The sequence below is a fragment of the Tepidanaerobacter sp. EBM-49 genome, assembly GCF_001896645.1.
GTDB classification, from domain to species: Bacteria; Bacillota; Thermosediminibacteria; order Thermosediminibacterales; family Tepidanaerobacteraceae; genus Tepidanaerobacter; species Tepidanaerobacter syntrophicus.
On sequence record NZ_MPPE01000029.1, the window covers coordinates 44,943 to 54,379 of the forward strand.

Annotated in this window: 8 protein-coding genes and 2 pseudogenes; 2 read left to right on the forward strand and 8 right to left on the reverse strand. The window is 38.5% G+C overall.

Annotated elements, in window-relative coordinates; genetic code table 11:
* Position 1 precedes the first annotated feature (1 nt).
* The 6 genes from BUE08_RS04890 to ltrA all read right to left on the reverse strand — a co-directional run bounded on the left by BUE08_RS04890 (position 2) and on the right by ltrA (position 7,063).
* A complete protein-coding gene (locus tag BUE08_RS04890) occupies positions 2-1,066 on the reverse strand; it encodes an S-methyl thiohydantoin desulfurase family protein (RefSeq protein ID WP_286680494.1) in 1,065 nt (354 codons plus the stop codon).
* A gap of 48 nt (positions 1,067-1,114) precedes the next feature.
* On the reverse strand, positions 1,115-2,683 hold the full coding sequence (locus tag BUE08_RS04895; protein ID WP_286680495.1) for an OPT/YSL family transporter: 1,569 nt from the start codon (positions 2,681-2,683) through the stop codon (positions 1,115-1,117).
* Positions 2,684-2,878: 195 nt separating this feature from the next.
* On the reverse strand, positions 2,879-3,397 hold the full coding sequence (locus BUE08_RS04900; RefSeq protein ID WP_286680496.1) for a DUF2680 domain-containing protein: 519 nt from the start codon (positions 3,395-3,397) through the stop codon (positions 2,879-2,881).
* A gap of 139 nt (positions 3,398-3,536) precedes the next feature.
* The gene (locus BUE08_RS04905; RefSeq protein WP_286680497.1) at positions 3,537-4,979 is read right to left on the reverse strand and encodes a HAMP domain-containing sensor histidine kinase; all 1,443 of its coding nucleotides are present in this window, start codon (positions 4,977-4,979) and stop codon (positions 3,537-3,539) included.
* Positions 4,966-5,658 carry a response regulator transcription factor gene (locus BUE08_RS04910; RefSeq protein ID WP_286680498.1) on the reverse strand — a complete coding sequence of 231 codons (693 nt, stop codon included), beginning with the start codon at positions 5,656-5,658 and terminating at the stop codon, positions 4,966-4,968. The genes BUE08_RS04905 and BUE08_RS04910 overlap by 14 nt, the downstream gene beginning before the upstream one ends.
* A gap of 139 nt (positions 5,659-5,797) precedes the next feature.
* Positions 5,798-7,063, reverse strand: a complete 1,266-nt coding sequence (gene ltrA, locus BUE08_RS04915) for a group II intron reverse transcriptase/maturase (RefSeq protein WP_286680499.1) — start codon at positions 7,061-7,063, stop codon at positions 5,798-5,800.
* Positions 7,064-8,101: 1,038 nt separating this feature from the next.
* Between ltrA and BUE08_RS04920 the strand changes: the two genes are divergently transcribed.
* A complete protein-coding gene (locus BUE08_RS04920) occupies positions 8,102-8,491 on the forward strand; it encodes a hypothetical protein (protein WP_286680500.1) in 390 nt (129 codons plus the stop codon).
* Here BUE08_RS04920 and BUE08_RS04925 read toward each other — a convergent pair.
* Both BUE08_RS04925 and BUE08_RS04930 read right to left on the reverse strand, forming a co-directional pair.
* The gene (locus BUE08_RS04925) at positions 8,488-8,715 is read right to left on the reverse strand and encodes a hypothetical protein (protein WP_286680501.1); all 228 of its coding nucleotides are present in this window, start codon (positions 8,713-8,715) and stop codon (positions 8,488-8,490) included. The genes BUE08_RS04920 and BUE08_RS04925 overlap by 4 nt on opposite strands.
* Positions 8,715-9,332, reverse strand: a pseudogene (locus tag BUE08_RS04930) (protein rep). Before BUE08_RS04930 ends, BUE08_RS04925 begins: the two are co-directional and overlap by 1 nt.
* Before the next feature lies 1 nt (position 9,333).
* On the opposite strand from BUE08_RS04930, the pseudogene BUE08_RS04935 reads away from it, so the two are divergent.
* A pseudogene (locus tag BUE08_RS04935) lies at positions 9,334-9,437 on the forward strand (transposase); the annotation flags it as partial.

The following is a 9,437-nucleotide window of genomic DNA, read 5'->3' on the forward strand; positions in this document are numbered from 1 at the left end:
TTTAACAAATTGTCTTACCTATAATCTTGCTGCAATCAGCTAAAAGCTTCGGATCTTTCATTCCTGCGCCAAGTTTTAGATTTTTTCTATCTGTTTTAATGAGAGCTACTTTTTTATCTTCTCTGATTTCAGCTGACGTTAAAGGCATTCCGGTCTCTGCATCGATTGTCATAATTAAGTCCGGAAAAGTTGCTATACGCTCTTTACCTTTTTCTAGTGTCATATACTCATTCCAAAAAGTTACCTCTATATCTTCGTTCATTTCAAACTTTCCTACGTCAAAACCGCCTTCCATGCTTAATTCAATGCTTTTTATAGTGCCAGTTGCTACTACATCTGCTTTGAGAAAGTCGCAAATATTTTCGATCACTTTTGAAGAACCGCTTTTTTTGCCTTCAAGCATTCTGTTTCCAAGCTCTATAGCTTGTTTTACTGCACCTAATGCCGCATTCTCCTTTGCATATTTGCAAGTTACAGGATTTCTTACCACAGTAACAAGACCTCCTGCCTGCACCGCTGCCTGCCTTATTAAAGCCGAGGCTTTTTGCACCGTTCCCATTGCAATTACTTCTATATAGGAAGATTTTTCTTTTCTTCCCCCGACTGCCACCTGATAAGATTTATAGTTCGGATCCTTATGCAATCCCATAGCTCCCATGACTCCCGTGGGATGCGCCCTTCCATTACACGGCGCATCGACAATTGGCACTTGCAGCATTGCAGCTTGAAGCCATCCATTTACCGTTGCAAGACCGCCCATTTCATTAGTAATAACTCCGTCCGGTTCTATACCGCTTATTTTTTTCATAAGCTCTACAGCTTGCAAATAATGAATCGGTTCTGCGTAAGCATCTTTAGCAGAAGGCGCGCCTACCGCAGATACATTTATTAAGATATTATCATCGTTCATATCTTCTATGTCTACAAGCTCTACCGAAGATAAACTCAATGCGATATTTGCAATTTGCCTGCCTTCTTCCATCGAACCCCCACCGCCGCCTCCCAGTACGCATCCGCCTAAGACGGCAGCGTCTATCAAGTCTTTGGTAAGTTTTAGCCTTGCCATAATAAGACCTCCAATATTAAACTCTTTTCTTGTTAAATAGTTTCAATTCTAAAAGAATGTTTTCGCTAATGCCGAGAAGAAACCATACAGACCATCACCTGCAATTAATCCTGCTTCTCTGATTTCCATAGGTTCAGTGCCTATGATAAGTCTTACAGCTACAGCAATTAGGACTCCGATACCATAAATAGGATTATTAATTAGCAGCCCTGTAGCAAAAAGGATCCCCATGCTGCGGCCGGATCCGCCTATGCCTTGCAAGATCGCGCCCGGTATAGCCCAAAGGGCTAGCTGTCGAACAATGCCAGGCTCTGCACCTGCCTTAATAGTTGTAGCAAAAACTCCGCTAACAGGCGGCAGCAGGTTCAACTCAAAATGCATATTCATAAATAGTCCGACTACAATCATTCCCACAATGCCGCCGATTAATTCGGATATCACTTGTTCTTTGCGGCCTTCTAACTCATATTCGGTATCCTTGCCTTCTCCTCGCAAAATCCAACCTGTCTTTAAATCATAACCCATATCAGCAAAACATGGGCCGGAGCTTGCCACATATCCGCTTAAAAGTGCTAAGGGCAATCCGGGAAAACCCATAAATAAACCTAATGTCAAAAAAATAATGGTTATCGCAAAACCCGGAAACCAACCTGAATGCATGGCTGCAAGTCCCACAAGTATAGCTGCAATTAACGCAGAAACTCCAGACCATAATGTCCAAAGTACTATACTGCCAAATGTCATATTGGCAAAAATTCCACTAATTAGCGCTAATATTATAGCACCTAAGATATAAAGTCCTAAATGTAATGACATATTTCTTTTTACTTGAGGGGGAGTAACTGTCCTTTGTCTTGCCAAGTCCTCCCTTTCTTCTGTCTTTGACGAAGATTCGCGCTGAATAACAAGGATTGCTTGAATTAAGCTGACTATTCCGGCACCGATCATAACGCCATGAGGTATATATGTTTGGCCTAAATCCATGCTGAAGATTTGTTGAGAGTATCCGCGCAATATTAACCCTATCCCCAGTGATGCCATAGCAAATATATTAGCAATAAAAACAATACCGATGCCAGCCATAGGAAGATTAAAATGCGTTCCAATCACGCCGGCTAAAATTCCTTCTATTAATCTCCTGGCCTTTTTCCCACCTTCATCACCCGCTATAATCGCTTGGGCTGTAGCTACTCCGGGCGGCCACGGGTAATCCCCCGGATACAAATCCGAATCAAATACGCTATATACAAAACTCATGCCAATTAATGTTGAAATAGTAGATCCAATCAGCATCGCAATAACTAAATTGGGCTCACCAAACAAATAAACTATACCTACCGCCAAAAGACCGCAGTTTGCAGCAGCAAAACCTCCTGCTGATGTCATTGTCTGAACTAAGTTTTGCCTTTCTAGAGAACGAAATTTTTTCATTGATTCAGCAGGAATTCTCGCCAACGCCATAGCTACTACTGCCCCAATTATTGATGTGTTAGGAGTAATTCCGATCCTGCCGATGATCTGCATACAGATGATAGCGGACAAAGCTGCCATAAGCACGCTTAACACTAAAGTCTCAGGTGATGTTGCTCGCTCATGTCTTCTCGTTCTGCCCTTCATTTGCTTATACCTCCCTCTGATAATTTATTTTTTAAAAATCCAAAGATAAGGGCTCATTCCAACTATAGAGTTCTACATTCACTTAAATAATTCCTTCTAACACCATAAAAATTCTAACTTATTTAGACTATAAGCATAAATCATTCACATAAAAATACCTCTGGAACATTCCAGAGGTATTTTTTTATATTGTTGTTAATTACCAGTATTGCATGAACCATCACGCAATCTTGCTCCACCGTTTCCTATGCCGCCTGTGCCATTTTGATTTCTGCCTGTGGCATTTTCACCTTTTGTTCCACCACTACCGAGACCTTGTCCGTTAAATCCAAAGCTTGCACCAAAATTGCGTCCAAGTCGCGCGCCGCCTGTGCCATCGCAATTCTTTTGGTTTTCTTCAATCCTTGCAATTATTTCGTCTGCCTCTTCTTGGGAAATTTTCCCTTCAGCCACTTGTTCTGCTAATATTTCTTTCTTCATTTCTAGCATTTCTGATTTAAATTCATCCAGCTTCCCTGCCTCTGATGCTATTGCGCCATATGTTTTGTTTGAATTAATCCTTTCTTCCACAACGCTCTCAACCGTGCGTCCGGTTATACCTGCAACTGCTTGTGCAGGTGTATCGTAATTCGATGCTGCAAATGCGGTCAAAGATGTTGCTCCTGCTAACAAAACTACTGCTCCCACTATAAATATTTTTCTTAAGCTTTTCATTTCATTACCCCCAATTTTTTTATTTGTAGAATGTCTTCTACTGTGATTTAAATATATAAGATATATATGGCAAAACAATGTCATTTTTTAAATATTTTAGGGGCATTTAAAGCTCATAGTTGTGTCATTACAAGCATTTCTAATCACTTGGTAATTTGCATATAAATTTTGCTCCACCATCCGGATTGTTTTCAGCTGTAAGCATAATATTGTGTCGTTCTGCAATCTGTTTTGCAATAGCAAGTCCAAGACCTGTGCCGGATTTATTATCTTCTCCATGGGTCTTAAAAAACCGGTCGAAGATATACGGAAGATCAGCATCATCTATACCGGGCCCATTATCTCGAATCGAAATCTCTTCTTTTGTAGCTAAAATTTCAATCGTGCTATTATTAGGCGAAAACTTTATGGCATTATCTATAAGAATCAGAAACATTTGTCTTAGTCTGCCATAATCTCCTTGAATATTAATCGTATCATATTCAAATTTTGTTTTTATTTCTATGTTTTTCTTATTTGCAAGCTGAGTAGCGCTTCTTGTTACGTCTGATATCACATTATTAATATTAATAGTGCTCTTATCTATTGCAAATTCCGCATTTTGCAGTTTAGATAAATCAAGCAAGTCGCTTACAAGACGCTCCAGAAATTTTGCTTCATTAATCATTTGAATCTGGTATTCTTCAACTTTATCCGAATCAGTGACCACTTTATCATGCAAAGCCTCCAACGAACCTCGAATAACAGTTATAGGAGTTCTGAGCTCATGAGAAATGTTTGCCACAAATTCACGGCGCAGTTTTTCAAGTTTGCTGCTTTCTTTACTTGCTTCATCTAAACGAACCGCAAGCGAGTCTATGGTATTGGCCAGTTCCCCTATCTCATCATTTTGATTTATATTGCACTTTGCGGCATAATCGCCGGCGGATAATTGCAATGCCACTTCTTTCATTTTGTTTAACGGCTTGGTAAATGAGTAAGAGAAAAAAAGCGATAGCACTGATGTAATGGCAAGAGCTAAAAGCATGCTTGTTATGAGAATGGAAAACCCTTTATTTACTGCTGATTTTGTTCCTTCTATGGGCGAATGGAGCAGAACTGCGCCAATAATTTCACCGCTTTCATTTTTTATAGGTGTACCGACCGTCAGAGTAGGCTGTGCCAAAGTCTCGCTGAAGCCCTCGCTAAATGCTGTTTTCCCTTGTAGAACTTGCAAAATAAGTTCTTCTGCGTTCGGCGGCAGTGCAGATAAGTTATATTTGCCGCTCATCATTCCCGGCCCTTTGCCGGCAGTAGTAAGTTCCATATTTTTGTCTAATATCCAAACATCGGTATCTGCAACATCCACAATAAAACGAAGATATGCACCGTAGCCGCCCATGCCTCTTGACAAATTGCGATTTTCCTCTGTTGATAATATATTTGATAAGGACGTGGCATATTTAAGAAGTTCATTTTTGTGAATTTCTATTGTATAATTCCTAAAAAGATAAAAAAACATACTTCCGATTATTATTGAAAACGTCAATAAAGCTATGGCAAAATTTACACTAAGCTTTATAGCAATTCTATTTTTTCTCATTTGATTTTACCTCAAATTTATATCCTACACCCCATATTGTTTTTATGTCCCAAGAAGGATGATCGTGTTCTTCCAGTTTCGCTCGTAATCTTTTAATATGACTGTCTACCGTCCTGGTATCGCCGAAATAATCCTGCCCCCATACTATATCCAGTAAGTTTTCCCGAGTAAATACCTTGTTTGAAGTAGCAAGGGTCCACAAAATTTCAATTTCTTTTTTCGTCAAAGAAATCTTTTCATCACCAATAGTAACTGAATAATCGTCAAGAGAAATAGTCAGATTGTCATAAGTAAAAATTTGAGGCTTTGCATCTTCCCGCACAATACGTCTCATTACAGCCCTAATTCTTGCCATAACTTCTCCCGGAGAAAACGGCTTTACGATATAATCATCTGCACCAATTTCCAGGCCCATAATTCGTTCAAAATCTTCTCCACGGGCCGTAATCATAATAATAGGCACATTTGATGTGCGGCGAATCTCTCGGACTACTGTAAATCCATCTTTTTTAGGCATCATTACATCCAGTAAGATTATGTCAGGGTTTTCTTTATTAAATAACTCTATTGCCTGTTCCCCATCTAAGGCAATTATTGTATTATAACCTTCTTTTTTTGCATATTCCTCTAGTATTGAGGTTATCTGTTTATTATCATCTACTATAAGTAATTTTTGCATGGCAGCGTCGAGTAGACTCTGTCTCGACTTCCCTCCTTCCAAAGGAAATTTCTTTGTATGTGAAGGGTGAGTCTCAAAAGCCCCTCACGGAACCGCACGTGCCCAATTAAGGCATACGGCTCTTCAGTAAGTCATTCGCCTAATAAGCACTTTTAAGATATATTTTAGGGTAGGCAATAGGGTGTATCTTGAGGATTGCCTTGAACTTATCCCATGTAAGCCAACAAGACTGGTCACGTCTTCTTTTGGTTCTGTATAACTCCCATTTTACATAGTAGTAAAACTTCTTCATTCCCATGAAGTTACCATAGATACCGTAGTACCTGTAGTGACCTAAAAGCTTAGTGTTCAGTTTCCTGATTGTTTCAGGGATACTTTCGTGCATGTGTTCTCTTAGCCACTCCTTGACTGCCTTTCTCTTTAGCTTTAACTTCTTTTTACTTGTCCTATGCAAAAGGCAGTATTTACCCCAATGACTTGTCGCATTGTAATGCGTAAAACCTAGAAAATCAAAAGATTCTTTTGTCCCTTTAAATTTTCCGTAGGGGATTATCTTGCTTTTATCTTCTGCAATCTCCAGACCGAATTTCTTCAATCTCTCTTTAAGAAGTTCGTAAAACTTATGTGCTTCATTTTCGTATTGAAACATGCAGACAAAATCATCTGCGTATCTAACCATGTACATCTCGCCCTTGAACTCCCGATTCTTAACCCAGTCAAACCATAGGTCTAGTACGTAGTGTAGGTAGACATTTGCCATCACTGGTGAAATAAGCCCCCCTTGTACTGTTCCTTTGTCTGTCTCTAATCGTTTTCCGTCTTCCATGACACCGCCTATTAAGAATCTCTTGATGTATCTTAGAAAGTTCTTATCTGCTATGTCGTGTTCAAGAAATGCCATCATCCACTCGTGGTTAATGTTATCAAAGAAACCTTTGATATCGACATCAACTACATAGTTCACCTTATCTGCCATGATATGCTTATTCACTTTCTGGATTGCGTCATGACAGCTTCTGTTAGGTCTGAATCCATACGAGAAGTCTTTGAATTTTGGCTCATAGATTGCTTCAAGTATTTCCTTAAATGCCCCTTGTACGAGTTTGTCTTCAAAGGATGGTATTCCCAGTCCCCTGACTTTGCCGTCTCCCTTAGGTATATAGGCTCTTCGTACCGGATACGGTTTATAGGAAAATTTCTTCATCCTTGCCAATAAGTCTTCTAAATTTTCTGTCAGGTTTTCCCCATACATTTCTTTCGTTACCTGGTCGATTCCAACGGCTTTGTTCTTCGGTTGTTTTTGGTATATTTCGGACAGTGTTTCTTTGTTGACGTATCTCATCAACGATTGTACTTTTTCATGTTTCTCTACGAATTTGGCTATTTCCGCTTTCTCTTTTTCCATAGACATTTTGCCTCTTAGTGCCTCCTATGTTTTGTCTGCAGAAGCTTCTTACTGTTAGTCCCTTTCCTCCAGTGTCATTACTACTTTCATTGGTACTATGGACTAATCCGACTCCTCAGTGGTCTTCGTCCACACTCACCATTGCATTGGTCGATGCTTCCTACTGCTCTTTGGCAGAACCACCCAGGTCTCCCAGGTATGTCAGATATCACGATGTCAGGTATGCCGTGCTCTCGGATTCCGGTATGTTCTCATAATCTCGCTTTAACGATTATTCCTTGTTGATGACCCTCGGAGGTATCAGACCATCCCATACAATCGATTCTATGACGGAACTCTATCACTTCACGCTTTCGCATTACGGCGTTCCTGCTCCCTGTCCTACGCTTAAACCTTATTGTTAGCCTTTAAGGCTCCAAAGACTCGGTACTGGCGGTTTGCTAGACCTTACCAGACTGGATTCCCACCAGTTAAATATCTGCCACCGAACTGGCGCACCCCTCCTGTTAATATTATACCAGTCTAGTCACAATTTTAGCAAAACATTCCGACTGCATAAGAGTTATTTTTCGCACAGGCCAATACAAAATAAAACTTTATCTAAAGGTTCTTCTCTAATACTTCAAGTATGTCCTTGGCCGTAGGAGGACATCCCGGCACGTTTTGTGTAAAGCCTCTAGTGCAGTTTCCAACTCCTCTACCTTCACCTTTTTCTCCTTTATAGCCTTGGCCTATAAAAATTTATGAAATCCTCATGAGAAAAATGGTGGATTTTATATCTTCTATCTTCACATTTAACATGCTGTAGCGGTCTCTATTTGCAGGCGAAAAGAGTTCATTTTTTAATTAGGCTAAACAATGATTATTACCAAAAACTATAGTTTTTGGTAATAATCATATAATCCTTTAGAAGCAACTACAAATGATAAAATTTTACTTTCAGCTACCTGTATTACTACTTCATCAATTGATAATTACACAGGTACAAATAGAAGAGTTAGAAGTGAATTTAGATGGCAAGGTGTTCCTGCTTTCAAAATGAAAGGTGTCTTAATTACCTCTTGGAATAATTGGGAAATTACAGGGAAAACCGCAAATGTAAAATATAACCATATATACGGGCCACAAAGTTCTTTTTGGCAATCACCTACTTATCAACCACCTGAAGGTGGTATGACTTCTTATGGTAGTGGATACCAATATTCAGCTGCATTACAAGATAATTATTTCTACGCAAGCGAAGGATATAGTATTTTTGTACTAAAAAGACAATCCCGTTCGCATTTAGAAACTATATCTCGTGTTAGTCACCAACAAGGAATGGCAAGTATTGGATATTCTATCCGTGGTGGATTAGATATATCAATTTCTATATCAATTTCTTTCGGTCGTATTCTTCTTGGTAATGGGCATGCTATAAAATCTTAAATATTATCTTTTAACAATTCTTTTAAATCTTTAATTTCCTCAATAACTGATTGTGATGCACCAACAACTACACCTGTTAATACAATTATCCCACCATAAATTGGATAAATATAACTCTGCTCTATGCCACCACCAACTAAAGAAGTAAATATCATACTAATAAGACCACCACCGACAATCATTAATAAAGCCATTAATCCCATTGCAATAAAAGCTTTTTTCATTAAAAACCCTCCTTAATTTGAGTCATCTTTTTTTCTTCAAGAATTTCTATGAGTTGATAGTTCTTTATTCCAATATTCCATTGATATCTTAAAATAATTTCCGTCAAATCTTCCCTTAATTCTTCGTTATCCGTTTTTATTAAATCTCCGTCCTCACTATCGTCAAGATTTAAAAGTTTATGAACTTCTTTAAACTTAAATCCAAAACTTATAAGCCTTTTTCTATGAAGTGCGTTATCTAATGTTTTTACAACTTCATCAGTTGATTCTTTATCAATGTTATCAAATTCATCTCTAATCAAATAATCACTTTCTTTTACTGTATATTTAGCTACTTCAGCGATTTCTTTTTTATTGTTTTCTTTTAATTTTCTAACATCAATCACCGGTTCATAATCGACTTTTAAACAAGACTTCCAAAGCTCTCACCATCTTTTTTGAGAAATATATTGCTTGCCGTCTTTAAAATAACTGGGTGCAACAGCTAAAATCAAATGAAAATGAGGGTGATAAGTGTTTTCTCCATGATTGTATATAATTTCCAAACTTCTAAAATAGCCTTTAATTGCTCCTTCAAAAGATTTTCTTCTTGTTAATTTATGAAATGCCTTTGTCATTTTATCAGAGGAAGCAAGCTTAAACCTTGCCTACCTGTATTTTTTAGGCCTCAATCCTGAAGATGCCCTTCCGGATAAAAGCCTGCTTTCAAAATTCAGGACCCA